This window comes from Amycolatopsis sp. WAC 01375, from assembly GCF_003947325.1.
Taxonomy (GTDB): domain Bacteria; phylum Actinomycetota; class Actinomycetes; order Mycobacteriales; family Pseudonocardiaceae; genus Amycolatopsis.
Genome location: NZ_QHHW01000026.1, coordinates 70,350 through 94,837 on the forward strand (window position 1 = coordinate 70,350; position 24,488 = coordinate 94,837).

The following is a 24,488-nucleotide window of genomic DNA, read 5'->3' on the forward strand; positions in this document are numbered from 1 at the left end:
GTCACTTCTCGCTGGAGTTGTCCTTGGAGTGATCACCCGGCATGGCCGCCTCGGTGAGCACCTGGGACGGCGCGCGGTGGGTGTTGACCTTCTGCTTCCCGAAGAAGCCGATCTCACCCTCCTTGTGGATGCGCTCGACCATATGCGGGTAGTGCAGCTCGAACGCCGGCCGCTCGGACCGGATCCGCGGCAGCTCGGTGAAGTTGTGCCGCGGCGGCGGGCAGGACGTCGCCCATTCGAGCGAGTTGCCGTAGCCCCACGGGTCGTCCACCGTGACGATCTCGCCGTACCGGTAGCTCTTGAAGACGTTCCAGATGAACGGCAGCGTCGAGGCACCGAGGATGTACGCGCCGATCGTCGAGATCGTGTTCAGCGTGGTGAACCCGTCCGACTGCAGGTAGTCCGCGTACCGGCGCGGCATGCCTTCGGCACCCAGCCAGTGCTGCACGAGGAACGTGGCGTGGAAGCCGATGAACGTCGTCCAGAAGTGCCACTTGCCGAGCTTCTCGTCCATCATGCGGCCGGTGATCTTCGGGAACCAGAAGTAGATCCCGGCGAACGTGGCGAACACGATCGTGCCGTAGAGCACGTAGTGGAAGTGCGCGACGACGAAGTAGCTGTCGGACACGTGGAAGTCGATCGCCGGCGCGGCCAGCATGATGCCGGTCAGACCGCCGAAGAGGAACGTGACGATGAAGCCCATCGAGAAGATCATCGGCGTCTCGAAGGACAGCTGGCCCTTCCACATCGTGCCGATCCAGTTGAAGAACTTCACGCCGGTCGGGACCGCGATCAGGAAGGTCATGAAGGAGAAGAACGGCAGCAGCACGGCGCCGGTCGCGTACATGTGGTGCGCCCACACGGCCACCGACAGCGCGGCGATCGCCAGCGTCGCCCAGACCAGGCCCTTGTAACCGAAGATCGGCTTGCGGCTGAAGACCGGGAAGATCTCCGACACGATCCCGAAGAACGGTAGGGCGACGATATAGACCTCTGGATGGCCGAAGAACCAGAACAGGTGTTGCCAGAGGATCACGCCGCCGTTCGCGGGGTCGAACACATGTGCCCCGAGATGCCGGTCCGCCAGCAGGCCCATCAGGGCCGCGGTCAGGATCGGGAACGCCAGCAGGATCAGGATGCTGGTGACCAGGATGTTCCAGGTGAAGATCGGCATCCGGTACATCGTCATACCCGGGGCGCGCAGGCAGACCACCGTGGTGATCATGTTGACGCCACCGAGGATGGTGCCGAGACCGGAGACGACCAGACCGGAGATCCACAGGTCGGCACCGACGCCGGGCGAGTGGATGGCGTCCGACAGCGGGGTGTAGGCGAACCAGCCGAAGTCGGCGGCGCCACCCGGGGTCAGGAAGCCGGACATCACGATCAGGCCGCCGAAGAGGTACAGCCAGTACGAGAACGCGTTCAGCCGCGGGAAGGCGACGTCGGGCGAACCGATCTGCAGCGGCAGGATGAAGTTCGCGAAACCGAAGAGGATCGGCGTCGCGTACAGCAGCAGCATGATCGTGCCGTGCATGGTGAACAGCTGGTTGTACTGCTCCTGCGAAAGGAACTGCTGCCCGGGACGTGCCAGCTCGGAGCGGATCAGCATCGCCATCGCGCCGCCCACCATGAAGAAGGCGAACGACGTGACCAGGTACATGATGCCGATTTGCTTGTGGTCCGTCGTGCGGAACAACCGCAGCAGGTACGAACCCTTAACCGACTCCCGCGCGGGATACGGGCGCGTGGCGATCGGCTTGGGGGCTACGGCCGTCACTCCTGCCTCCAACACTCAAACCTTGTGGTGGTCAATGTTCTGCCGTCGGCCGGGTTCGAGACCCATTCCGGCGGCTAATGGGGATCGTAGCCCTCACTACCGACAGTCGCGCGCACCGGCTGGCAAGATCGCGCCGTGACCGACGAACACACGCGTGCGGGAGTGGCCGCGGCGATCGCTGTCGGTACTCGGCACGGGCTGCCGACCGGTGCCCCCGATGTCCTGCATTTCAAGTCGAACGTGCTGGTGAGACTGGGTCCGGTGGTGGCACGGGTGCCCGGCACGACGCGCCTCGCGCGTTCCTCCCCCGAAGACTGGCTCGCGCGCGATGTCGAGCTGTCGAGGTACCTCACGGAACGTGATGTGCTCGTCGTCTCACCGACCACGGATCCCCCGGCAGGACCGCATTTCGCCGACGGCCTCCCGGTCACTCTCTGGCACTACACGCCGCACGAGCCGGGGCACACCTTGTCGCCGCGCGAGGTGGCGATCTCGCTGGCCCGGGTGCACGCCGCGCTCGCGGACTACCCCGGCGAACTGCCCGAACTCGGACCGGTCCGAGAACTCCGGACGTTGCTCGACCGGCACGGTTCCGTCATGGGTGGCGCGGCGCCCCGGTTGCGCGAAGAACTCGAACGGGTCGCGGCGGCGCTCCCGGCGGACGAGATCCGGCCGCTGCACGGGGACGCCCATCGGGGGAACGTCATCGCGACGGCGGCCGGACCGTGCTGGCTCGACTTCGAGGACACCTGGCGCGGGCCGCTCGGCTGGGACCTGGGCGTGCTCTACGCGGAGGCCGGTCCCGCAGCGCTTTCGGCGTATCCCACCGACGTGCTGCCCTCGTCGTTGGAGCCGTTCATCGCGTTGCGTCGGTTGTTCGAGGTGCCCTGGCGATTCGTGATCGCGCGGCGGTTCCCCGAGCGACTCCCCGAGGCCGAGGCCGCCCTGGAGCGCTACTTCTCCCGCAATCAGTCACCTACTTGCGAAGGGGTGCCACGCAAGTAGGTGACGAATTGCGCGGGGTCAGGAGTTTCGCCGCCACATCGACGCCGTCCGTCCGCACCTCACCGCCGATCTGCCCGGCCCGCGAGGCGACTTCGGGGCGCAGCACCTCATCCAGAGCGAGCGTCAGCGCTTCGGCGGAGGGCTCCCCCGTGATCGACGTCCCCACCCCGAGTTCCCTGACGCGCTGCGCGAAGTAGGGCTGGTCGAACATCTGGGGCACGAGCACCTGCGGCACCCCTGCCACGGTCGCCGCCGTGGTCGTACCGGCGCCACCGTGGTGCACGACCGCCGCGACCCGTGGGAAGAGCGCCTGCTGGTTGACGTCCCCGACGGCGATGCAGTCCGGCTCGTCGTCGATCGGCGCCAGCCCGGTCCAGCCGCGGAACACGATCGCCCGCCGCCCGTGCGCCCTCGCCGCCTCGATCATCGCCTTCGCGATCTCCTCCGGGGCGCGGATGCTCCCGAATCCGAAGTAGACCGGCGGCTCCCCGTCGTCGAGGAACGCCTCCAGCTCGGGGGACAACGGACTGTGGTCCGGCAGGATCCAGGCGCCGGTCTGGTGCACGTCCAATGCCGACGGTCCCCGCCACGGCGCCAGCACCGGATCGGCGGCCAGCCACGGGCTCTCGGTGAAGATGTGCCCGCGGACGTCGTCGACCGGTGGCAGGCCGAGCCGTTTCCGTTGCGCGTCGAGCACCCCGCCCCACCGCTCGTTCCATCGTTCCGCGTCGTCGGCCCACAAAGCCGGGATGGCGGCATCGGGATTCTTCGGCGCCCATCCCGGGAAAACGGGCGGACGATGGTGCAGTGAAGGCAGCGTTATCGGGCAGTAAGCGGTGAAGAAATAGGGAATCCCTTTTCGCTCGGCCACCGAATGCGCGGCGATGTTCAACGCCATTCCCGCGACGACGGCGTCGCATCCTTCGGCCGCTTCCGGCATCGTCTCGAACTGGTCGACGACCATGGCCTCGGCCATCTTCCTCCGCCCCTCCGGCGTGGCCATCGCCTTGGTCATCGCGGAATCCGGCTTCGCCGTCGACCGGAGCTCCGGCCCCAACGGCACGAAGGAGATCCCGAGACCTTCCGCCCAGTCACGGAAATCCGGCGGCGCGCAGAGCCGGACGTCCTGGCCGAGTTCCCGCAACCGCACCGCCAGTGCCACCAATGGCTGCACTTCACCCCTCGTCCCGATAGTGGACAGGAGTACACGCATGGGAATCCCCCTTCGGCAAAAATGTGAAGGGGTAATTGTGGACCGGGAATGGGGGCTTGCCGCAAGTCCCCCTGTCCGCTATACCTTTGAAGGGGCGAGGGAAATGGGCACTTTCTTCTGCGACCTCGTCATCTGTCGAGGCATCCGCGATCACGGCCGACGGCGGAAGCCGATGCGCATCAGCCGGCTGTGGGCACAGTCTTCGTGAAGCTGTGATCAGCGAGAAGGCTCGCATGCCGGCCGGTCGCGGCACCACCGGCGCCGCTACACAGGTAAGTGGTGCCCGCGGCGGGGGGGATCTCGATGGCTCGTCGGTTGTGGTCAGGCAGGTGGGACGTGTCCGGAGCACTCAGGCGGCCTCGGCCTGAAGGGCGGGGCCGAGGAGGAGTCCACCGTCGATGACGTACTCCGACCCCGTGATGAACGACGCGTCCGATGACGTGAGGAACAGGAGAAGCCGGGTGACATCGGCCGGCTCTCCCAGTCGGGGGATGGCGAACGGCTCGGGTGAGTAGAAGTCGGCGATCGCCGCGGTGGCACCGGCTGCCGGTTCGTGGATGAAGGGGGTCGAGATCACGCCGGGGTGGATGGTGTTCACCCGGATGTGATCGCGGCCGAGCTCGAGTGCCGCAGTTCGGGTGAGGCCTCGCACAGCCCACTTGCCGGCGACGTACGGCGCGTAGTGAGCCGTGCCGCCCAGGCCCATGGTCGAGGCGATGTTGACGATGACTCCCCCCGCCGCGCGGCGCAGAGCGGGGGCTGCGGCCTTGATGCCGAGGAAGGTCCCGGTGAGGTTGACGTCGAGGATGCGCGACCACGTGGCCTGGTCCGTGTTTTCGATCGTCGCAGGCGGATTCTGCACGCCCGCGTTGTTGACGAGCACGTTCAGGGCGCCGAAGGCGCGCTCGGCGGCTAGCACGGCGGCGGACCACGAGCTCTCGTCGGTGACGTCAAGACGGGAGAAGCGAGCACGGGTCCCAAGCTCGTCGGCGAGAGCGGCGCCGCGTTCGGCGTCGATGCCGCCGATCACCACGTTCGCTCCCTCCGCGTGAAAGGCGCGCACGTGGCTCGAGCCCTGGCCGCCGGTGCCACCGGTCACGAGCACGGTCTGGTTGTCGAAGCGGGGCATCGAATGTTCCTCCGGTACGTGGGTGAACGGCCGGGATCACCAGTGATGATGAGCGGCGGCCAGTGGTGAGCCAGGTGACTCACCATCCACTCCGACACTAAGTCGACGACAGAGGAGAGTCAAGCCACTCACCTCGTATGCTGGGCCCATGAGCGGGAGCGTGACGACGTATCACCAGCGGGTCGCCCAGGAGAAGCGCGCGCTGATCGTGAGGGCGGCGACCGCACTGTTTCTCGAGCTGGGCTACGACCGGACGTCGCTGGCGCGGATCGCAGAGTGCTCCGGCGTTTCGCGGGCCACGCTGTTCAAGCAGTTTCCGAGCAAAGCCGCCCTCTTCGACGCGATCGTGACCGAGTCCTGGTCGACCGCCGACGAGGAGGCCCCTCCGACGGCAGGCAACCTCGTCGACGGGCTCGGCATCATCGGTCGCCGTTACGCCGAGCTGTTGGGCCGCGCCCAGATGACGGACCTGTTCAGGATCGTCATCGCCGAGCTGCCGCGGTTCCCGGAGCTGGCCCATGCGCAGTTCTCGCACGGGAAGATGCCCTACTTCGAGTCCGTACGCGGCTACCTCCTGGCCGAGCACGAGGCGGGAACGGTGCGGGTCGAGGACGTGGAGCTCGCAGCCACCCAGTTCCTGGGCATGATCTCCAACTACGTCTTCTGGCCGGCACTCCTGGTGCCGGGCTGGGAGGTGAGCGCCGAACGCGTCACTCAGGTGGTCGACGAGGCCGTCCGCACTTTCGCCGCCCGGTACGCGACCCAAGACCCGCGGCTACCCCCTCGGCCGTGAAGAGCCGGGAACGTTCCTTACGCCGGGTACCAGCCCAAGATCGCTTCGACGACTCCGGCCGGATCCTCCAGCGGCGTCAGATGCCCGGCCTCCGGCAGCACGACCAACGTCGCGTCCGGCAGCGTTTCCACCAGCGTGTTCGCCTCCTCCAGCGGCGTCAGGCCGTCCTCTTCGCCGACCACGACCAACGCCGGCACGTCCGCCGAACGCAGCGTTTCGAGTGAATCGGGCCGCGCCGCCATCGCACGTGCCGCCCACGCCACGCCGGACGGCGGCTGCGTCGTGATCAGTTCGCGAAGGCGTCCGGCCACTTCCGGGTCGGCCTTCTCCGCGAGCAACCCGGCCGTGAGGGCTTCGGGCATCCAGCCGGCGCCTTCCGCTTCCACCCGGGCCGCGACGTCGTGCCGGGCCTGCGCGGCTTCGGGGGTGTCGGCCGTCGCCTTCGTGTCGATGAACACGAGCCCGCCCACCCGTTCCGGCGCGAGGCGCAGCACCGCCATCGTCAGGTAGCCGCCCATCGAGCAGCCGCCGAGGACGACCTTGTCGAGTTCGAGCCGGTCGAGCAGCGCCACGACGTCACGGGCGGCGTCGTCCAGATCCGGTTCCCGGTCCGTCTCCGGCAACGGGCTGCGGCCGAGGCCGCGCTGGTCGGGCGTGATCAGCCGCAGGCGTTCCGAGAGCGGCGCGCGGACCGCGTCCCACATGCGGGCGTCGACGGGGAAGGCGTGCAGCAGTACCAGCGGGAGATCCTTCATGGCGTAATTCTGTCGCACCCTGGGGCTACCGTCAGATCCGTGCTGACAGAGATCAAAACGGAGAGGCTGCTGCTGCGGCGGCTGCGCGAGGCGGATCGCGAGAACATCGTCGCGCTGCAGGCCGATCCGGAGACGAACAAGTTCAACGTCGTGCCGCACACCGTCGAGGGTGCGCGGGAGCTGTACGACGCCTGGATGAAGCAATGGGCCGAGCACGGGTTCGGCTATCTCGCGGTGTCCGCCTTGGACGATCCCGACGTGATCGTCGGCTTCGGCGGCGTCCGCCGGCACGAATGGAACGGCGAGCGCGTGCTGAACCTCGCGTACCGCTTCTGGCCGTTCGCCTGGGGCAACGGCTACGCGACGGAGATGGCGGCCGCCGTCGTCGAATGGGCCGAACGGGAGATCCCCGGCATCCCGGTGATCGCCAACATCATGGTGTCCAACGAGCCGTCGGTCCGAGTCGCCGAGCGGCTCGGCTTCAAGATCCACACGGAGGAGGAGTTCGAAGGAGCGCCCTCACTGCACATGCGGCGCTGAGTCACCAGCGTCCGGGACGGCGCCGGGACCGCGCGCTCCAGCACGCCTTGTGCCAATGACGGCGGTCGGCGACCCCGCCGGTGTCGTCGGCGGGCCAGGCGACCACGTGCGGGGTTCCCTGCCGGATCTCGTGGTCGCAGCCGGGGCAGCGGTAATCCTTGGTGGCCTGCGCGCCGGGCACGGTGCGCACCAGCCAGTCGCCGTCGGCGGCGGATTCGGAGCGCGCCCAGCCGGTCGACGCGCCGAGGTCGGGGCGTCCACCGCGTTCGGGCCGGTTACGTCGTGGCACGCCCGAAACGGTATATGGCCCAGCGCCGGGTGATCCCGCTCGCTCGGTGTTCGGTCCCGCCTGTCGAACACGTGAGTTGCGCCTCCAGACACGCGAGTTCCGCCTCCAGACACGCGAGTTCCGCCTCCAGACACGCGAGTTCCGCCTCCAGACACGTGTGATCCGCCTACCGTCACGCGTGATCCGTTGGCCGACACGCGTGATCCGTTGGCCGACACCTGTGATCCGGTGGCCATCACGTGACAGGAGGGGTGGCACGTGGTGGAACCGGGCCGCGGGTATGTGTCGGCCACCCGGTCACGCGTGTCGGCCATCCGGTCACGTGTGTCGGCCGCCGCGACTCGCGTGACGGAAGACGGAACTCGCGTGATTGGAGGCGTAACTCGCGTGACGGAAGGCGTAACACTCGGCTAGCCGCCGAAGTAAGCACCCGGCGTCACACCGACCGCCCGGCGGAAGGCGGCGACGAAAGCGCTCGGCGAGGAGTAGCCGATCCGGCGGGAGACCGCGGTCAGCGGCATACCTTCGGCCAGCAGCGGAAGGGCCGCGCGCAGCCGAGCCTGCACCCGCCACGCGCCGAACGTCGTCCGGCATTCGGTGAGGAACAGCCGCGCGAGCGTTCGTTCACTCGCGCCGGCGTCGTGGGCGAAATCCGCGAGGCCGCGGCGGTCCGCCGGATCGGCGATCACCGCCCGCGCGACGGCCAGCGCCCGCCCGTCCGACGGCATCGGCACGGTGATCGGCACGACGTCCACCGGTTCGAGCAGGTCGAAGGCGACAGCCTCGGCCCGGCTGCGCGCGTCGTCGCCGAGGCCGGCCGCGCCGAGGTGTTCCAGCAGTTCCCGCAGCAGCGGGCGGACGGCGACGAGCGTCGGTTCGCGCCAGTGCACCGGGCACCGGTCTCGAGCGGCGTAGATCCCTCGCAACACGGTCTGCGCGGTCGCGCCGGTGCGATGCACGACACCGGCCGGGATCCACAGCGCGCGCGTCGGCGGCAGCACCCAGTGCCGCTCGCCGACGTTCACGCTCAGGATCCCCCGCGCCGCCCAGGCGAGCTGGTGGCCGTCGTGCTCGTGCCACGGAAGCCACGTACCGGCGGGCAGCTCCATCTCGCCGAGCACCATCGCCGTCGGCATCGGGGGAAGGAGTCCGATTCGCGACATCACTTGGCAGCCTATCGCCTACCGGTCACGGCTAGCTTCGGGTTCATGCCGATGAACCTGGTGCACCGCAAACTCTGCAGTTCCGCGCTCTGGGCGAAAGCCGTCGCCGCCGAGATGCCGGGCAACGTCGCCGGTTTCGACCTCGGCGACTCCGTGCTGGAGATCGGCCCCGGCTTCGGCGCGACCACCCGCGCGCTCGTCCGGCTCGTCCCCCGGCTCACCGCGGTCGAGATCGACGAGGCCTCGGCGGACCTGCTCAAGCGGGAGTTCGACGGCCGGGTGCGGATCGTCCATGGCGATGGTGCGGCGATGCCCTTCGAGGACGGCGAGTTCTCGGCGGTCGTCTGCTTCACGATGCTGCATCACGTGCCGACGACGGCGTCGCAGGACGCGATCTTCACCGAGGCGTTCCGGGTGCTCCGCCCCGGCGGTGTCCTGCGCGCGATCGACAGTCTGGCGAACGTGCCGTTCCGGCTCTTCCACCTCGGCGACACGATGAACGCGCTCGACCCGGTTTCGCTCTGGCCCCGCCTCACCGCCGCCGGGTTCACCGACATCGACGTCGAGCACGTGCCGAAGCGGAGCGTGAAGTTCTCGGCCAGGAAGCCCGCCTGACGCGCAATTCGTCACCTGGTTGCGGTCGTCGCACGCGCGAGGACCGCAACCAGGTGACGAATTGCGGGGGTCAGCCGCGCGCGAGGACCAGCGGGACGAGCTGTTCGGCCGGGGTCAGCGAGCCGTGCTGGCCGACCAAAGAGGACTCGACGGCCTCGGCCAGTTCCCGCACGAGCCCGAACCGCCCCTTCGACGCCACGACCACGTCGCCGATCCGCGGCCGGACCCGGTCGGAGACCGGCCCGAACCAGCCCGCCTCGACGGCCTCGTCGCGCGGAAGGATCCACGCCCGATCGCCGATCACCTCGCGCCAGGCCGCCAGCACGTCGGCCTCGGCGCCCGGTTCGCTGTAGACGTGCCTTGCCCGGACCTCACCACCGATCGCCCGGACGCCGCCGAGCAGCGCCGGCGTCTCGTCGATGTCGACCGCTCCCTCGACGGTCACCATGCCGTGGTCGGCAACGACCGCGAGGAGCGCACCGGACGGCAGGCCATCCACAATGGACTCGACGAGCCGGTCGACATGGCGCAGCTGCATCCGCCATGGCGCCGAACCGGGGCCGTAGATGTGGCCGAGCATGTCGAGCTCGCTGTGGTAGCCCCAGCAGAACGCCTGCCGCGTTTCGAGGCAGTGCAGGATGCAGGCGGCCAGGTCGCCGAGCGCGTGGACACCGACATAACGCGCGCCGGACTGTGTCGCGCGCGTGAGTGCGGTGTCGGCGAACTTCGCCGAAGACACCACGCTGGTCGTGATCCCGGCGGCCGCCGCGCGTTCGAACGTCGTCGGCAGGGGCTGGACCTCGCGCGGCGGCAGAGCGCCGCGGAGATCGCCGCCGTCCACGTGGCTGGTCCAGCGCAACGCGTTCAGGACGCCTGTCCCCGGCACCTCGAAGCTGTACCCGACGAGGCCGTGTTCCCCCGAGGCGAGCCCCGTGCCGATCGCGCCGAGACCGGCCGCCGTCGTCGACGGGAAACCGACCCGCAGCGGTGACTTCGCCAGCTGGGTGAGCACGGGCGCGTCGGCGGCGTGCTCGGCCAGCAGTTCCCAGCCGAGACCGTCGATGAGCAGCACACAGGCGCCGGCCGCCTCTGTCAGGCTCAGCGAGTTGGCGAACCCGTCGGCGCCGAGGGCGGACAGCACGGAGGGGACGACTTGGCCGAGATGCGGCACGTGCGCCGCGACAGGCAGTTCCACCCGGCCAGCTTGCCATCCCGGAGCCGTCGAGGAGATGGGATAATGCCGGACATGCCGACTTACGCTTACCGCTGCCGCGAATGCGCGGGGACCTTCGAACTGCTGCGGCCGATGAGCGAGTCCGGTGCGGCCGCGCCGTGCCCGGAGGGTCACCAGGACACCGTCAAGCTGCTGACGACCGTCGCGCTGACCGGCTCGGCTTCCGGCCCTGCCCCCGTTCCCGCAGGTGGGGGCGGCTGCTGCGGAGGCGGCTGCTGCAGTTGACCCACCCGTTCGGGTGGCACAACGTGTGATCGCCCGATTGGCGGGTACCCCCCTCCCACCAGCCTGGAAGCTCCAGTGGTGGAAGGGAGAACGTCCAGTGGCCACATCAGCACTGGCGGCCGTCGACTTCGGTCAAGGCGTGTCGAGCGCCTGGAGTTCGGTCGCCACTTTCGTCCCGAAACTACTCGCGTTCCTGGTCATCCTGCTCATCGGCTGGCTGATCGCGAAGGCCCTCGCCAAAGCCGTGAGCATGGTGCTCGAGAAGGTCGGGTTCAACCGGCTCCTCGAACGCGGGGGCTTCAAACAGATGCTCGCGCGCAGCCAGTTCGACGCGTCGGACATCATCAGCAAGATCGTCTACTACGCGATCCTGCTGATCGCCCTGCAGTTCGCGTTCGGCGTGTTCGGCCCGAACCCGGTGAGCTCGCTGCTCAACGAGATCGTCGCCTGGCTGCCGCGCGCCATCGTCGCGATCGTCATCGTGGTGATCGCGGGCGCGATCGCCAAGGCGGTCAAGGACCTGGTCGGCAACGCCCTCGGCGGCGTTTCCTACGGCAAGGTGCTCGCCACCATCGCCTCGGTGTTCATCTGGGGCCTCGGTGCGATCGCCGCGCTGAACCAGATCGGCGTGGCCACCGCGGTCACGCTGCCGGTGCTGATCACCGTGCTCGCCACGGTCGGCGGCATCGCCGTCGTCGGTGTCGGCGGTGGTCTCATCAAACCGATGCAACAGCGCTGGGAGACCTGGCTCGGCCGGGCCGAGGCGGAGATCCCCGCCGCGAAGGCGCAGGCCGAGGCCTACCAGCGCGGTCGCGAAGACGCCGGCCGCTCCGGCGACGTGCCGGCCGAGCGCACGACGGTCGGCCAGCCGGTGTCCGCCGGGCATCACGCGGCCGACCCGAACCGGATGGGTCAGCAGCCGACACAGCACCAGCAGTTCCCGCCAAGCCAGGGCCAGGTGCCTCAGCACCAGGATCCCGGCCAGCGGCCCCCCGGTGGAAACATGCCCCCTCCGCCGGAGTACCGCTGACCTTCCACGGGAGCGGGTGGGGCAACCGGCCGCCCTACCCGTTCCCGGTCGGCCGGTCGTCGATCGTGGCCGCCAGCGAACACACGCCGACCAGCCGCGCGGTCATCCAGTCACTGGTGGTCCAAGCGGACAGATCGGCCGGAGCACGGAATGCCCACCCCTTGGTCTTCGCCTCGTCGAGCAGCCCGCGCGTGTAGCCGGCGAGGAGGACGACCCCGGCGACCGCCGCCGAGCCTTCGACCCCCGCCGCGAGGATGTCCCGCACCGCGGCGGAGTGCTGATCGAAGACGGCCGACAGCCCGGGCACGGCCGCCGCCGCGGCCAGCCCGGCGACACCGATCTGCTGGTGCAGCCGGGAAAGCGTGCTACGAGCCGAAGATTCCACCCAGGACGAGACCAGATCTTTCACCCGACCAGGTTAGCCACGCCGGACGATTTGTCGACATCCCGGTGACGACGATCGCAGAACTCAGCACGCTTTGAGTGCCTGATCCAGGTCGTGCCACAGGTCCTCGACGTCCTCCAGCCCCACCGACATGCGGATGAGCCGGTCGGTGACCCCCGCGCCGCGCCGGTCGTCCTCGGCCACGATCCGGTGACTGATCGAAGCGGGATGTTGGATGAGCGAGTCGACGCTGCCGAGGCTGACGGCCGGGGTGATCAACCGGACCGCGCCGATGAGCGCGTGCGGATCCCCGTCGACCTCGAACGCGATCAGCGGACCGCCGACGGCCGGGTAGTGCACGGCGCTCACGTTCGCGTGACCGCGAAGCCGCTCGACGAGCTCGGCGGCTGTCGCGGACGCGGCGTTCACACGCAGCGGAAGGGTCGAGAGGCCGCGAAGCAGCATGTATCCGGCCAATGGGTGCAGCACGCCTCCGGTGGCGAAGCGAATCTGCCGCAGCATCCCCGCGTCTTCGGCGCTACAAGCGACCACGCCACCCATGACGTCGCCGTGGCCGCCGAGGAACTTGGTCGCACTGTGCAGGACGAAGCGGGCGCCGTGCCGTCCCGGCCGCTGGAGCACGGGAGTCGCGAAGGTGTTGTCGACCAGCACCGGGACCTCGCCCGCGGCGCGCACGATCTCGGCGATGTCGACCTCGCGCAGGGTCGGGTTCGCGGGTGTTTCCAGCAGCACGAGGCCGGTGTCGGGCCGCAGCGCCGACGCGACGCCTTCCGGATCGGCCCAGGTCACCTCGGTGCCGAGCAGACCGGACGTGAGCATGTGGTCGGTGCAGCCGTAGACCGGCCGGACGGCGACGACATGCCGTTTGCCCTGCGCGACGGCGGCGAGCAGCGAAGCCGAAACGGCGGCCATGCCGGTGGCGAACGCGACGGCGTCGTCGAACCCTTCGAGTTCGGCGAGCGCCTTCTCGAACCGTTCGACGGTCGGGTTGCTCAGCCGCCCGTAGACCGGTAGCCCGGACAGCGAGCCCGACGCGGCGAATTCATCGATGCGGCTTGCCTCCTCGACGCTGTCCCGCGACGGGTAGGTCGTGGACAGGTCGAGCGGAGCGGCGTGGACGCCGAGGTCCGTGAGATCGTCACGGCCGGCGTGGACGGCTCGGGTACGCAGCGTTGCGGTCATACTCCAGATGGTGCGATTTTCTCCGGATCAACCGCAATATCCTCGGATATCATTCGCTGATGTCGAATTCTGTCGAACTGAGCACGGTTGATCTTCGAATTCTGCGGCTTCTCCAGAACGACGCCCGGATCTCGAACAAGGATCTGGCCGCCGAGGTCGGTATCGCGCCTTCGACCTGTCTCGACCGCGTCAACCGGCTGCGTGAGCTCGGGGTGATCACCGGCCAGCGCGCGGAGGTGGACGCCGCCAAACTCGGCCGCCCGCTCGAAGCACTCCTCTTCGTCCAGGTCCGCCCGCACCGGCGGGCGCTGGTCGACTCGTTCGTCGAGCATCTGCTGGCGCTGCCCGAGGTCCGCGCCGTCTACCACCTGACCGGCCCGGACGACTTCCTCGCGCACGTCGCCACCGCTTCGGCGACCGAGTTGCAACGGCTGGTGCTCGACGAACTGACCGCCCGCGACGAGGTCGCGAGGGTGCACACGAACCTGGTCTTCCAGCACTGGAGCGGGGGACCTTTGCTACCGCCGGTCTAGTCGATCCGGACCTTGAACGGATGCGTGACGTCGGCGGGGCAGGTGAAGACGTTCAGCGCCCCTTGACGGCTGAACGTCCAGCCCGCCGGCTCGCCTTCGTCTGCTTCGCATCCGCAGCCGACCTCATGCTCCTCCGTGGCCAGCGCGATCGTCTGACGCAATTCGGCGCCGCACTCCCGGCAGCCCAGCTCGGACCGATCGGTGGCGCCCCAGGCTGTCCAGCCGCCGATCTTCGAATAGTGGTCCAGCTCGGGCCAGCCCTCCGGCTCGTCGCCCGCGCCCTCGGGGATACCGAGCGCCGAGCGGGTCTCCGCCGGGAAGTCGCAGAGCCGGGGCAGTTCGTCGATCGAGCACGGTTCGAAAACGCAGGGTTCCGGCAGGTAGGCGGCTTTGGCGTCCTCGGGGGCGGGCGGCGGTTCCGCGACGTCCCGCACCTCGCCCGAATCACGCCAGATCAGCCGCACCGCGGGCCCCTGGTGATGCAGGCTGTCGTGTTCCATCGGGCAGAACAGCATCTGCAGGACGTCGGTGCCCTCCGGGAAGGGCAGCTCCGGGAAGTCGTCGCGGAAGAACTGCGCAGCGCCGACCATCGCCGGGACTGGCTCGTCGAGCGGATGCCCGCCCGCCCAGGCGTCGTCGGAGGCGTCCGGGTCGGGCGGCCAGGTCACCGGGCACTCCGGCCACGGTTCGTCGGACGGCCAGAGCAGCGGGCCGCCGAAGTGGCTTTCGTCCGGACCGGGCACCCCCGGCGCGGGGTGCAGCCGGATGGCCGTCCGGACCAGGTCGTTCAGGCCGGGGATGGGCATCCCGTCGTATGTGAGCTGACGCACTCACGCGAGCTTAGAGGTCCGGCAGCGGATCTTCAGGTTTTGTCCGCAGGATCTCCGCATCGGCCGCGTGCACCACCGCGACGTACTCGTCGTCGACTTCGTAGACGATGCCGTCGAATTCGAACCATGGGGTGGTCTCCGTCTCGACCGGCCCGATCCGGCGGTTGCGCAGTGTCACCGAGACGACCCGTTTCGGGGTCTTCCGGCTCAGGTGCCCCGTGGTGAGGATCGTGATCGTCTTGCGGGTCACCGCGAAGAACACGCTGGGATTGGTACTGCCGAAGATGTCGGCCGGGAACACGTAGTGGATCTCGTCGTCCGGATCGAGGAGTTCCTTGATCCGTTTCCTGACCCCCGAGGAAACCGGCATGCCACCCAAGCTACCGGGCCGAGTAGTCCTTGAACCCCTTTCCGGTCTTCCGGCCCAGCCGCCCGGCGGTCACGAGGTGCTCCAGCAGCGGCGCGGGCGCGAAGCCCTCTTCACGGAACTCGTTGAACAGGGTCCGCTGGATCGCCAGTGAAACGTCCAGCCCGACGACGTCGAGCAGTTCGAACGGCCCCATCGGCAGTCCGCAACCCACCTTCATCGCGGTGTCGATGTCGTCGGCCTCCGCGTAGTGCGCCTCGAGCATCTTCACCGCGTCGTTGAGGTACGGGAACAGCAGCGCGTTGACGATGAACCCGGCCCGGTCACCGCAGTGCACGGGGTGTTTGCCGACCGCCGCGCAGACGGCGTCGACGGTCGCGATCACGTCGGGCGCGGTGGCGATGGTCGAGACGACCTCGACGAGTTTCATCACCGGCGCCGGGTTGAAGAAGTGCACGCCGACCACGTCCGAAGGCCGCGAGGTGGCGGCCGCGCATTCGATGACCGGCAGCGAGGACGTGGTCGTCGCCAGGACCGCGCCTGGCTTCACGACGTCGTCGAGCGCGGCGAAAACGGCCTGCTTGACGGCCAGATCCTCGGCCACCGCCTCGACGACCAGGTCCACGTCGGCCAGTTCCTCGAACTCCACCGCGGGCGAGATCCGGCCGAGCGCGGCGGCGGCGTCCTCTTCGGACAGTTTGCCCTTGACGACTGCCTTGTCCAGCGACTTCTTCACCCGCGCGACGGACGCCGCGGCCTTCTCCGCGCTGCGCGCCCGCAGGATGACCTCGTAGCCGCGTTTCGCGAAGACCTCGACGATGCCGGTCGCCATGGTCCCGGTCCCGACGACACCGACCTTGCGCACCTCCCGCGCCGACGCGGTGTCCACAGTGGACTTGGTGACCGCGTCGGTCACCGTCGGCGAATCAGGCTCGTCATAGGTGTAGAAACCCTGCCCCGTCTTCCTGCCGAGCAGTCCGGCGGTGATCATCTGCTTCAGCAGCGGCGCCGGCGCGTGCAGCCGGTTGCGCGACTGGTGGTACATCGTGTCGAGGATCTCGTACGCGGTGTCCAGCCCGATGAGGTCGAGCAACGCCAAGGGCCCCATGGGATACCCACAGCCGAACCGCATCGCCGCGTCGAGATCCTCACGCGTGGCGTAGCGCTGCTCGTACATCCGCACCGCATGATTGAGATACCCGAACAGCAGGGCGTTCGCGATGAACCCGGCGCGGTCCCCGATCACCACCGGGGTCTTGCCGAGGCGTTCGGCGAACGCGACGACGTCGATGATCACGTCGGGTTCCGTGACGACCGTGCGGACGATCTCGACCAGCTTGAGAATCGGCGCCGGGTTGAAGAAGTGCATCCCGACGACCTTGCCCGGCCGCGCGGTGTGCACACCGATCTCGGTGATCGACAGCGACGAGGTGTTCGAGACGAAGATCGTGTCCGGGCCGGTGATCTTGTCCAGCTGCGCGAACACGTCGGATTTCGCTTCGAGGTTCTCCGGGATCGCCTCGATCACCAGGTCCACATCGGACAGTTCGGTCAGCGCCGTGGTGTACCGGATCCGGCCGAGCAACGCGTCACGTCCGCCGGCGTCGAGTTTGCCGCCGGACACCGCCCGTTCGGTCGAATGCTCCAGATGACCGCGGCCCCGGCTCACGCCGTCGTCGTCGATCTCCACCGCGACGACGGACACGCCGCTCCGCGCGAGCACCTCGGCGATCCCGGCACCCATGGTGCCGAGACCGATGACTCCCACACTCGAGATTTCCCGCGCCACAACCGGCCTCCGGAGGTTACTCGCTGGTAGTTTCCCCGATCGTGCCATGCCGGGGCGCGGAAAGCAGCGGCTGTCACCCTCCGAATCGAGTAAGTGTCACTCGCGGACGAGGTCCTACGGGAGACTTTCCCCTGCGTGCGACGCGAGGACGGCCTTCACGGCCGCCGATGCAATGAAAGGCTCTTTCCTTGCAAATTTTGCCAGGAAAGAGCCTTTCCTGGCGGCGGGCGGGCGAGGGATCAAGGGACCTTTGCTACCGCCTCCGGGCTACAGCCTCCGGCCGAGGCGAAGTACATGAAGGCCCCTCGATGGACCCAGAGTCCGTGAAGGCCTCCTTCACTACCTTCACGGTAGGCAAGGAGGCCTTCACGGCACGAGACCCTCAGCTCACTCGCCGAAGTTCTGATCGACGAGGTCCTTCACCTTGGTGAGCGCTTCGTCGGCCTGCGCGCCCTTCGCGCGGACCTCGATCCGGTCGCCCTGGCGTGCGCCGAGCGCCATCAGCGCGAGCACGCTGTTGGCGTCCGCGGTCTCGTCGCCGAGCCGCACGGTGACCTCCGCGTCGAGCCCCGCGATGCTCCGGACCAGGACGGCGGCGGGCCGTGCGTGCAGCCCGACCTCGTTCCGCAGCGTGAGTTCGACACTGCTCTCGCCGTCCCGCACACCTTCGTCGAACGTCAGATCCGGCGGAGCGCCCGCCGAAGCGGCGGCCGCGGCGACGGCGTCGCGATCCGCCCCGCCCTGCGCCGCGACGGCGGCGGCGATCGCGCCTTCGACCAGCGGCGCGTCCACGACGACCGCGGCCGACGGGTCGGCCAGCGATTCGACGGCCAGTTCCGCGGTCATCTGCGCGCTGCCGAGGTCGTACAGCAGGACGACGCCCGCTCCCGCGTCGGCGCGCTGCGTCGCGGCGACGACCTCGTCGTAATCCGTTCCGATCCCGCCTTCGGCCAGACCGCCCGCCGCCGCGATGGTGACGTCCGGTGCCATCTGCGCGGCGAGTTCCGCGAGCCCTTCGGCGAGTTTGGAGCTGTGGGAGACGAGCACGATTCCGACGCTCACTTGGCGGCCTCCGCGAACGCGCGCAGCAGCAACGCGGTCGAACGGGCACCGGGATCCATATGCCCCTTGGCCCGTTCGCCGAGGTACGACGCGCGGCCCTTGCGCGGTACGAGGTCCACAGTGGACTCGGCGCCCTTGTCCGCGGCGTCGGCGGCCGCGGACAGGATAGCCGCGACGCCGGAGCCGGAGGCCTCCTCGGCGGCGGAGACGGCGGGGATCAGGGCGTCGACCATGGTCGCGTCTCCCCCGACGGCCTTGCCGCGCGCCTGCACTCCTTCGAGTGCCGCGCGCAGGGCCTCCACGAGCAGCGGGCCGTCCACTTCGGCCGCGTCGCCCAGTTTGACCGACGCGCGCAGGAAAGCCGTGCCGTACAACGGGCCCGCCGCACCGCCGACCTTCGAGATCAACGTCGTGGCGGCCAGTTTCGCGACCGCGGCGGGGGTCTCGGGGGTCGCGTTGTCCAAAGCGGACACGATGGCGGTGAACCCGCGGTCCATGTTCTCACCGTGGTCGGCGTCGCCGATCGCGCGGTCGAGGTCGACCAGTTCCGCGCGATGCTCGGCGATCACCGCGGCCGCCGCCCGCAAGGCGGCGGCGAGCGTCTCGGCGGTGCAGGCCATCAGACTCCCCACCTCAGTGCCGGGGTGTTCACCGGCGCGTCCCACAACTCGGTCAGCTCGTCGTCCAATTTCAGCAACGTCAGGCTCATCCCCTGCATCTCCAGGCTGGTGATGTACGGCCCCACCAGCCGCCGTTCGACCACGATCCCACGCTCGGCCAGCAGCCGCTCGGCGATCCCGTGGGCGAGGTACAGCTCGACCAGCGGGGTCCCGCCCATCGAGTTCGAGAACAGCAGGACCTTGTCGCCCTCGCCGAAGGGCAGGTCCGTGACCACCGCGTCGACCATGCGCGCGACGAGTTCGTCGGCGGACAGGGCCGGTGTCCTCTCGATACCTGGCTCGCCGTGGATGCCGATGCCGAACTCGATCTCGTCGTCGGCGAGGTCGAAACTCGGCTCGCCCGCGTGCGGCACCGTCGGCGCGGTGAGCGCGACGCCGATCGACCGGACCTGGCCGATCACCTTGCGTGCCAAGGCCTCCACCGCGTCGAGCGTGTCACCTCGTTCGGCGGCGGCTCCGGTGATCTTCTCCAGCAGCACCGTGCCGCCGACGCCGCGACGACCGGCGGTGTAGGTGGAGTCCTTGACCGCGACGTCGTCGTCGATGACCACGCTGCGCACGTCCAGCCCCTCGGCGGCGGCGAGTTCCGCGGCGGTCTCGAAGTTGAGCACGTCGCCGGTGTAGTTCTTCACGATCAGCAGCGCGCCCGCGTCCCCGGTGGTGGCCTTGACCGCGGCTTCCACGGCGTCCGGCGTCGGCGAGGTGAACACCGCGCCGGGTACGGCGGCGGAAAGCATGCCCTCTCCGACGAAGCCACCGTGCAGCGGTTCGTGCCCGGAGCCGCCGCCGGAGATCACCGCGACCTTCCCGGCCAGTGGCGCGTCCACGCGCACCACGATCGCCGGGTCGTCCTCCACGCGCAGGACGTCCGCGTGCGCCGCGGCGAGCCCGCGCAAGGATTCCGCGACCACCGTCTTCGGGTCGTTGATGATCTTCTTCAAAGCGGCCTCCGACACGTCGGTGGGTGGGGTGTCCCCTTCCTACCTCGCCCGGCCGGATGCCGCCAGCGTCAGGGCTTCGGCAGCTTGGAGATCACCGATTTGGCGATCTTCACTGCCTTCCCGCAGGACGCCGCTTCGTCCTTCTTCTCGTCGTAGTTCTTGTAGATCACGCTGACGATCTCGGCCTCGTCGTCGGCCCACGGCTTGTGCTGCCATTCGACCTTGCACTCGGCGTCGCTGCCGCTGCCGCCCTTTTGGTACGCGGTGACGCCGTCGATCTCGACCTTCGTGCTGCCCTCGCGCTGCTCCGGCGGCAGGCCGGGGCGGAAGCCGATGGAGATCCGCGGGTTGGAGCCCGGGGTCCAGTCGCACGAGTGGAAGGTGGTCAGCGTGGTGGCACCGTGCGGCACCACCTCACCGAGGACGGCGGGGTCGGCCGCGGTGCACGGGTCGACAGCGGTCAGCGTGCCCGCGCTGGAGGGGTACTTCGCCGGCGAGGCGTGCAGGCTCTTCACGGCCTTGGCCGCGACCGCGCGACCGGTCGCACAGGGGTCACCGCCGTCGTAAGTGACCGAGAAGCTCACCCCGCGTTCAGGCTTGCGCAGCGTCATGATGCCGACGTCGCAGCTCTTGCCGTCCTTGCTCTTCCGCTCGATCTGCGGAAGCCCTTCGACCGCGGAGACAGTGACGCCGCTGGTCGAGACGTACGTCGACGCGCCGATGTCCACACCGATCGTGAGTTGCTTGCCGCCGGCGTCGACGACCTTCGTCCGGCAGCTGCCGAACGAGATGGTGGAGGGCCGCGGATCCTCCGGGGTGCCGAGGCTGCTCAACGCCTCCTTGCCCACCAGTGGGCAAGGATCGATCGTGCGCATCACCACGGGGGTGACCGCCGGGTCGTTGATGTCACCGTCGGGCACCGAACCGGAACCTGAGCCTGCTTCGGCGGCGACGGTGGTACGGGCGAAGTTGGACTTGCCGAGGTTCTGACCGCAGGCCGACAGCGCGCCGAGTGCGGCGACCAGGGCCAGCACGGACGCGATCCGGCGACGTCGAGCGTTGAGCGACACGTCGTGCACGGTAGCCGGACCGCCTCGCGCCTGTCCGGACAACCCGGCTATTCGCCGCCCTCGCCGTCTGCGCTGGGCGGCACCACGATGGGCCGCAGCTTCGCCCACAGCATGAACAACGCCGCGAACACCAGCATGCCGATGCCCGCCCACAGGTTGATGTTGACGTCGGCGGCCTTGACCAGCTCCTCGTCGGTGGTGAACCAGAGGCCCATGATCGTGAGCACCAGGCCATAGCCGCCGATGAGCAGGGCGATGATCAGCCGGATGTCGAAGACGCCGGCCTTCTTGGGAGCTTGGGACGCAGCCATCTCCGGCCTCCTAGAAGATGATGTTGAGCACGATGGTCAGGATCAGCACGATGCCCGCGAGCAGGCCCGGCTTGCGGTACCAGCCCGCGTCGTCGCCGGTTTCGTCGTGCTTCAGCGACTCCTTCGGGGTGAGGGAGTACACGAGGCCGACCAGCTGGGACTCCGGCTTCGGCGCGGTGGCGAGCGAAACCGCGACGCTGACCACGATGTCGACGACGAACGCCGTACCGGCGGCCACGAAGCTGACGCCCTGCCCGGTGAGCCCGAGAACCCCGGCCTGCGACAGCAGCCACACGGTGATCGCGGACGCGGTACCGGACACGAGCCCGACCCAGCCCGCCGTCGCCGTCATCCGCTTCCAGAACATGCCGAGGATGAAGGTGGCGAACAGCGGCGCGTTGAAGAAGGAGAACAGGTCCTGCAGATAGGTCAGGATGTTCCCGGAATTCGACGCGATGAACGCGGTGCCGATCGCCAGCACCGTGCCCGCCGCGGTGACCAGGCGGCCGAGACGGAGGTAGTAGCCGTCGGACTCGTTCTTCTTCACGTACGACTGCCAGATGTCATAGGTGAAGACGGTGTTGAACGAACTCAGGTTCGCCGCCATACCGGCCATGAAGGACGCGAGGAGACCGGCGATCGCGACGCCGAGCATGCCGTTGGGCAGCAGGTCGCGCATCAGCAGCAGGATCGCGTTGTTCGCGGTGACCCCGCTGGGCGCTTCGCCGCCATCGAGCAGGATCTGCTTGTCCTGGACGTACTCGGACACGGTGACCGCGGCGATCATGCCGGGGATGATCACGATGAACGGGATGAACATCTTCGGGAACGCGCCGATGATCGGCGTCCGCCGCGCGGCCGACATGCTCTTGGAGGCCATGGCGCGCTGGACCTCGACGAAGTTCGTGGTCCAGTAACCGAAGGACAGCACGAAACCGAGGCCGAAGACGAGGCCGAGGATGGAGAGGAAGCTGTTGCCGAAGCCGGTGAGGTTGTCACCCGGCCAGGAGGACAGCTGCGCATCTCCGCCGGGGCCGGCGGAGACCTTGTCGACCAGTCCCTGCCAGCCGCCGACCTTCACCAGGCCGACGATGGTCAGCGGCAGCAGCGCCGCGACGATCACGAAGAACTGCAGGACCTCGTTGTAGATCGCGGCGGAGAGGCCGCCGAGCGCGGTGTAGGAGAGCACGACCGCGGCCGCGACGATGATCGACACCCACAACGGCCAGCCGAGCAGGAGGTTCACCACGCTGGCGAGCAGGAACAGGTTCGCGCCGGCGATGAGGATCTGCGCGCTCGCGAAGCTGATGCCGTTGACCAGGTGGGCGGGTTTGCCGAACCGGCGGAGCATGAACTCCGGGACACTGCGGACCTTCGAGCCGTAGTAGAACGGCATCATCACGATGCCGAGGAACAGCATCGCCGGGATCGCGCCGATCCAGAAGTAGTGGAAGGTCGGCAGGCCGTAGAGCACGCCGTTGGCCGACATGCCCATGATCTCGACGGCGCCGAGGTTCGCCGAGATGAAGGCGAGACCGGTGACCCAGGCGGGCAGCGAGCGGCCGGAGAGGAAGAAGTCGAGGCTGCTCGAGACCGACCTTCGCGCCATGTACCCGATGCCGAGCACCAGTGCGAAATAGAAGGCGAGCAGGACGTAGTCGATCGGACTTGCGTCGAGCCGCAGGTTCGCATCGGCCAGCACGTGCAACCGACCCACCTCCATTAGTGAATACGTTCACGAGAAACGCCGGTATCGCGTCAATCGCGGACCATACTGCATGGATTCAGGAACGGCAGTGCGGGTGGGCGAGGTCGGCCCGGATGTGTACGAAAGGGCAGTTTTTGACAATTCTTGTCCGGTTCGGCGGACACCGCTTGGGCGAATCGATGGATCCTCCATTGGTCCGTTCGCCCTCGGGCTTCTCGCCCGCTCGAAGCCTGGGCACGGTTGTCGTTCATCCGGCAGAACTGCCGTGTTCGCTCCCGGCTCGGTCCCCTTCACTACCGGGGTGCATTGGGAGTGGATCGAACGGTTTTCCTGGATCGCGGGCATCCTCAGCGCGCTGGTCGCGGTTTTCACGGCTTGGGCGGCGTACCGCGCGGCCAAGGGGACGGCACGCGATCTCGCCTTGCTCGTCTCGGCGGCCACTGACGACCCCGGGCTGCTGGAGAAGGTGGAGGCGGCAGCTCGGAAGCGGGCCGAGACCGTGCGACGGCGAGTGCGCGCGGTCCTGGCCGCGGCGGTGAACGCGGTCGTGTTCATCGCCATCGGCGGCGCGTTCAGCCTCCTGTTCTCGGCCATATCGGACCACGTGGACACCGAAGTCGTCGGCGGCGACGCTCCCCTGACGCAGCGGGAATGCGCCAACGCGAACGAGGCGACGGTATGCGCCCCCGTCCACCGGTACGCCTTGTTCCGGGGTCAGAAGGTGGAGACCCTGTTCGCGGGTGTCCACCGGACGGCGCGACGAGGTGTGGGGGTCCTTTCCGTCGAACTGCCCGGCTGCGCGGCGGAAGTGCGATGGCACGTTTCGGTCGGCGGCGTGGTGGCCGCCGAGGCCGTGTCCCGCGACAGCCTGGTGCGGGTCGAGTTCCCGGTGTCCGGCGACCAGGGATACACGTTCACCGCGGAACGCCCGGCCGACTCCGGCTGCCCCCGGACCGAACTGCGGGTAAGGACCGGGATCACCTTCGACCGTCGGTAACGGAGAAAAGGGCCGCTCCGGCTCTCGCCCGGAACGACCCTTTCCCGTGACCGGTGGGGGTTTACCGGTCCGTGGGCAGGCCGACTTCGCCGTCCTCCTCGATCAGCCGGGCGAGGACGTCGTCCGGCATGTACGTGCGGTGCGGGTAGCCCGACCCCCACGAGTTCAGGAACGGCACGGCGCCGAGTTCGTCGGCACGCGGGTTGCCCAGCACCTCGTGCACCTCCTCGACCGTCTTCGCCCAGCGGTAGGCGTGGAGGCCGTTCTTGGCATCGGGCGTGTAGGCGGCCCGCTTGACGTGATCGTCGTCGGCGTAGGTCTCCGACCACGGGACGTGCCCCAGTTCGAGCAGCACCTCGGCCGCCGCGCGGACGGACGTGCCGTTGTTGTCGCCGGGGTTGGTCTCGCCCCATTCGTCACGCAGCTTCGACTGGTCCCACAGCCACCGCGCGGCGTAAAGGTCTCCGTTGAACAGGGTCATGCACCGCGACCAGCCGAAGCCGACGCAAGCGCCTTCCTTGCCCTGGTCGTAGAAGGCGTATTGGGTGTCTCCGTCGGTCGATTCACCGGGTTCGAGGCAGACGCAGTGCCCGCCGCGGATCCTGGTGAGCGTTTTGGCGCCGCCCTTCGCGACGAAGAACTCGCCGGACTTCTCGTCCTTTTCCGGGACGTCGAATTCCTTGTACCAGTTGACGCCGATGACGACCGGAGACCGGGTTGGCCGATCTTCCGTGGCGAGCGCGGTCAACGGATAGCGCTCGATGTGACGCCAGTCGTCCGGGACGAACCGGCCGAGGCGGCCGTCCGCCGGGTCACTGCCGATCGGGCGATAACGCATGGG

Annotated in this window: 27 protein-coding genes; 8 read left to right on the forward strand and 19 right to left on the reverse strand. The window is 68.6% G+C overall.

Annotation, left to right across the window (positions count from 1 at the left end):
- Nucleotide 1: 1 nt before the first annotated feature.
- Nucleotides 2–1,780 (reverse strand): cytochrome c oxidase subunit I, encoded by a 1,779-nt coding sequence (gene ctaD / locus DL991_RS15885; RefSeq protein ID WP_034308844.1) that lies wholly within the window; start codon nt 1,778–1,780, stop codon nt 2–4.
- Between the two features lie 135 nt (nt 1,781–1,915).
- Here ctaD and DL991_RS15890 point away from each other — a divergent pair, with 135 nt between their 5' ends.
- Entirely contained in the window at nt 1,916–2,785 is an 870-nt protein-coding gene (locus DL991_RS15890; protein ID WP_125785087.1) for a phosphotransferase, read from the forward strand.
- Here the strand turns inward: DL991_RS15890 and DL991_RS15895 are convergent.
- The gene (locus tag DL991_RS15895; protein WP_125785088.1) at nt 2,757–3,998 is read right to left on the reverse strand and encodes a glycosyltransferase; all 1,242 of its coding nucleotides are present in this window, start codon (nt 3,996–3,998) and stop codon (nt 2,757–2,759) included. The genes DL991_RS15890 and DL991_RS15895 overlap by 29 nt on opposite strands.
- A gap of 349 nt (nt 3,999–4,347) precedes the next feature.
- Nucleotides 4,348–5,127, reverse strand: coding sequence for an SDR family oxidoreductase (locus DL991_RS15905; protein WP_125785089.1), 780 nt, complete (start codon nt 5,125–5,127; stop codon nt 4,348–4,350).
- A gap of 148 nt (nt 5,128–5,275) precedes the next feature.
- On the opposite strand from DL991_RS15905, the gene DL991_RS15910 reads away from it, so the two are divergent.
- Complete coding sequence (locus tag DL991_RS15910) at nt 5,276–5,920, forward strand: TetR/AcrR family transcriptional regulator (protein WP_125785090.1); 645 nt, start codon at nt 5,276–5,278, stop codon at nt 5,918–5,920.
- A 17-nt stretch (nt 5,921–5,937) separates the two neighbouring features.
- Here DL991_RS15910 and DL991_RS15915 read toward each other — a convergent pair whose 3' ends face one another.
- Nucleotides 5,938–6,675 carry an alpha/beta fold hydrolase gene (locus tag DL991_RS15915; protein WP_125785091.1) on the reverse strand — a complete coding sequence of 246 codons (738 nt, stop codon included), beginning with the start codon at nt 6,673–6,675 and terminating at the stop codon, nt 5,938–5,940.
- A gap of 39 nt (nt 6,676–6,714) precedes the next feature.
- On the opposite strand from DL991_RS15915, the gene DL991_RS15920 reads away from it, so the two are divergent.
- Complete coding sequence (locus DL991_RS15920) at nt 6,715–7,215, forward strand: GNAT family N-acetyltransferase (protein WP_125785092.1); 501 nt, start codon at nt 6,715–6,717, stop codon at nt 7,213–7,215.
- A gap of 1 nt (nt 7,216) precedes the next feature.
- Here the strand turns inward: DL991_RS15920 and DL991_RS15925 are convergent, their stop codons facing one another.
- Both DL991_RS15925 and DL991_RS15930 read right to left on the reverse strand, forming a co-directional pair.
- Nucleotides 7,217–7,504, reverse strand: coding sequence for a hypothetical protein (locus tag DL991_RS15925; protein WP_125785093.1), 288 nt, complete (start codon nt 7,502–7,504; stop codon nt 7,217–7,219).
- A gap of 410 nt (nt 7,505–7,914) precedes the next feature.
- Nucleotides 7,915–8,667 carry a helix-turn-helix domain-containing protein gene (locus DL991_RS15930; protein ID WP_199753966.1) on the reverse strand — a complete coding sequence of 251 codons (753 nt, stop codon included), beginning with the start codon at nt 8,665–8,667 and terminating at the stop codon, nt 7,915–7,917.
- A gap of 51 nt (nt 8,668–8,718) precedes the next feature.
- Here DL991_RS15930 and DL991_RS15935 point away from each other — a divergent pair, with 51 nt between their 5' ends.
- On the forward strand, nt 8,719–9,282 hold the full coding sequence (locus tag DL991_RS15935; RefSeq protein WP_125785224.1) for a class I SAM-dependent methyltransferase: 564 nt from the start codon (nt 8,719–8,721) through the stop codon (nt 9,280–9,282).
- 70 nt (nt 9,283–9,352) lie between these two features.
- Here the strand turns inward: DL991_RS15935 and DL991_RS15940 are convergent, their stop codons facing one another.
- Nucleotides 9,353–10,477: an alkaline phosphatase family protein gene (locus DL991_RS15940; protein WP_125785094.1), complete on the reverse strand. Its 1,125-nt coding sequence runs from the start codon at nt 10,475–10,477 to the stop codon at nt 9,353–9,355.
- A 51-nt stretch (nt 10,478–10,528) separates the two neighbouring features.
- Between DL991_RS15940 and DL991_RS15945 the strand changes: the two genes are divergently transcribed.
- On the forward strand, nt 10,529–10,741 hold the full coding sequence (locus DL991_RS15945) for an FmdB family zinc ribbon protein (RefSeq protein ID WP_125785095.1): 213 nt from the start codon (nt 10,529–10,531) through the stop codon (nt 10,739–10,741).
- Nucleotides 10,742–10,838: 97 nt separating this feature from the next.
- On the forward strand, nt 10,839–11,771 hold the full coding sequence (locus tag DL991_RS15950) for a hypothetical protein (protein WP_125785096.1): 933 nt from the start codon (nt 10,839–10,841) through the stop codon (nt 11,769–11,771).
- A gap of 34 nt (nt 11,772–11,805) precedes the next feature.
- Here the strand turns inward: DL991_RS15950 and DL991_RS15955 are convergent, their stop codons facing one another.
- Both DL991_RS15955 and DL991_RS15960 read right to left on the reverse strand, forming a co-directional pair.
- Nucleotides 11,806–12,180 carry a DUF6401 family natural product biosynthesis protein gene (locus DL991_RS15955; protein ID WP_125785097.1) on the reverse strand — a complete coding sequence of 125 codons (375 nt, stop codon included), beginning with the start codon at nt 12,178–12,180 and terminating at the stop codon, nt 11,806–11,808.
- 60 nt (nt 12,181–12,240) lie between these two features.
- Nucleotides 12,241–13,359 (reverse strand): PLP-dependent aspartate aminotransferase family protein, encoded by a 1,119-nt coding sequence (locus DL991_RS15960; RefSeq protein WP_125785098.1) that lies wholly within the window; start codon nt 13,357–13,359, stop codon nt 12,241–12,243.
- Between the two features lie 59 nt (nt 13,360–13,418).
- Between DL991_RS15960 and DL991_RS15965 the strand changes: the two genes are divergently transcribed.
- Nucleotides 13,419–13,892, forward strand: a complete 474-nt coding sequence (locus DL991_RS15965) for an Lrp/AsnC family transcriptional regulator (protein ID WP_125785099.1) — start codon at nt 13,419–13,421, stop codon at nt 13,890–13,892.
- Here DL991_RS15965 and DL991_RS15970 read toward each other — a convergent pair.
- The 9 genes from DL991_RS15970 to DL991_RS16010 all read right to left on the reverse strand — a co-directional run bounded on the left by DL991_RS15970 (nt 13,889) and on the right by DL991_RS16010 (nt 22,650).
- Nucleotides 13,889–14,722: a hypothetical protein gene (locus DL991_RS15970; protein ID WP_125785100.1), complete on the reverse strand. Its 834-nt coding sequence runs from the start codon at nt 14,720–14,722 to the stop codon at nt 13,889–13,891. The two genes, DL991_RS15965 and DL991_RS15970, sit on opposite strands and share 4 nt — an antisense overlap.
- Before the next feature lie 10 nt (nt 14,723–14,732).
- Nucleotides 14,733–15,092 carry a hypothetical protein gene (locus DL991_RS15975; protein WP_125785101.1) on the reverse strand — a complete coding sequence of 120 codons (360 nt, stop codon included), beginning with the start codon at nt 15,090–15,092 and terminating at the stop codon, nt 14,733–14,735.
- A gap of 10 nt (nt 15,093–15,102) precedes the next feature.
- A complete protein-coding gene (locus DL991_RS15980) occupies nt 15,103–16,878 on the reverse strand; it encodes a 3-hydroxyacyl-CoA dehydrogenase family protein (RefSeq protein WP_125785102.1) in 1,776 nt (591 codons plus the stop codon).
- A gap of 387 nt (nt 16,879–17,265) precedes the next feature.
- Nucleotides 17,266–17,940: a dihydroxyacetone kinase phosphoryl donor subunit DhaM gene (dhaM, locus tag DL991_RS15985; RefSeq protein WP_125785103.1), complete on the reverse strand. Its 675-nt coding sequence runs from the start codon at nt 17,938–17,940 to the stop codon at nt 17,266–17,268.
- Nucleotides 17,937–18,560, reverse strand: coding sequence for a dihydroxyacetone kinase subunit DhaL (gene dhaL, locus DL991_RS15990; protein WP_125785104.1), 624 nt, complete (start codon nt 18,558–18,560; stop codon nt 17,937–17,939). Before dhaL ends, dhaM begins: the two co-directional genes overlap by 4 nt.
- Nucleotides 18,560–19,561, reverse strand: a complete 1,002-nt coding sequence (dhaK, locus tag DL991_RS15995; protein WP_125785105.1) for a dihydroxyacetone kinase subunit DhaK — start codon at nt 19,559–19,561, stop codon at nt 18,560–18,562. The genes dhaL and dhaK overlap by 1 nt, the downstream gene beginning before the upstream one ends.
- A 68-nt stretch (nt 19,562–19,629) precedes the next feature.
- Nucleotides 19,630–20,631, reverse strand: a complete 1,002-nt coding sequence (locus tag DL991_RS16000; protein ID WP_233598865.1) for a DUF3558 domain-containing protein — start codon at nt 20,629–20,631, stop codon at nt 19,630–19,632.
- Nucleotides 20,632–20,678: 47 nt separating this feature from the next.
- Complete coding sequence (locus DL991_RS16005; protein ID WP_125785107.1) at nt 20,679–20,942, reverse strand: hypothetical protein; 264 nt, start codon at nt 20,940–20,942, stop codon at nt 20,679–20,681.
- Between the two features lie 10 nt (nt 20,943–20,952).
- Nucleotides 20,953–22,650, reverse strand: a complete 1,698-nt coding sequence (locus tag DL991_RS16010) for a sodium:solute symporter family protein (RefSeq protein ID WP_125785225.1) — start codon at nt 22,648–22,650, stop codon at nt 20,953–20,955.
- A gap of 301 nt (nt 22,651–22,951) precedes the next feature.
- On the opposite strand from DL991_RS16010, the gene DL991_RS16015 reads away from it, so the two are divergent.
- A complete protein-coding gene (locus DL991_RS16015) occupies nt 22,952–23,647 on the forward strand; it encodes a hypothetical protein (protein WP_125785108.1) in 696 nt (231 codons plus the stop codon).
- A 61-nt stretch (nt 23,648–23,708) separates the two neighbouring features.
- On the opposite strand, the gene DL991_RS16020 is transcribed toward DL991_RS16015, so the two are convergent.
- Complete coding sequence (locus DL991_RS16020; RefSeq protein ID WP_125785109.1) at nt 23,709–24,485, reverse strand: hypothetical protein; 777 nt, start codon at nt 24,483–24,485, stop codon at nt 23,709–23,711.
- Nucleotides 24,486–24,488: the final 3 nt, after the last annotated feature.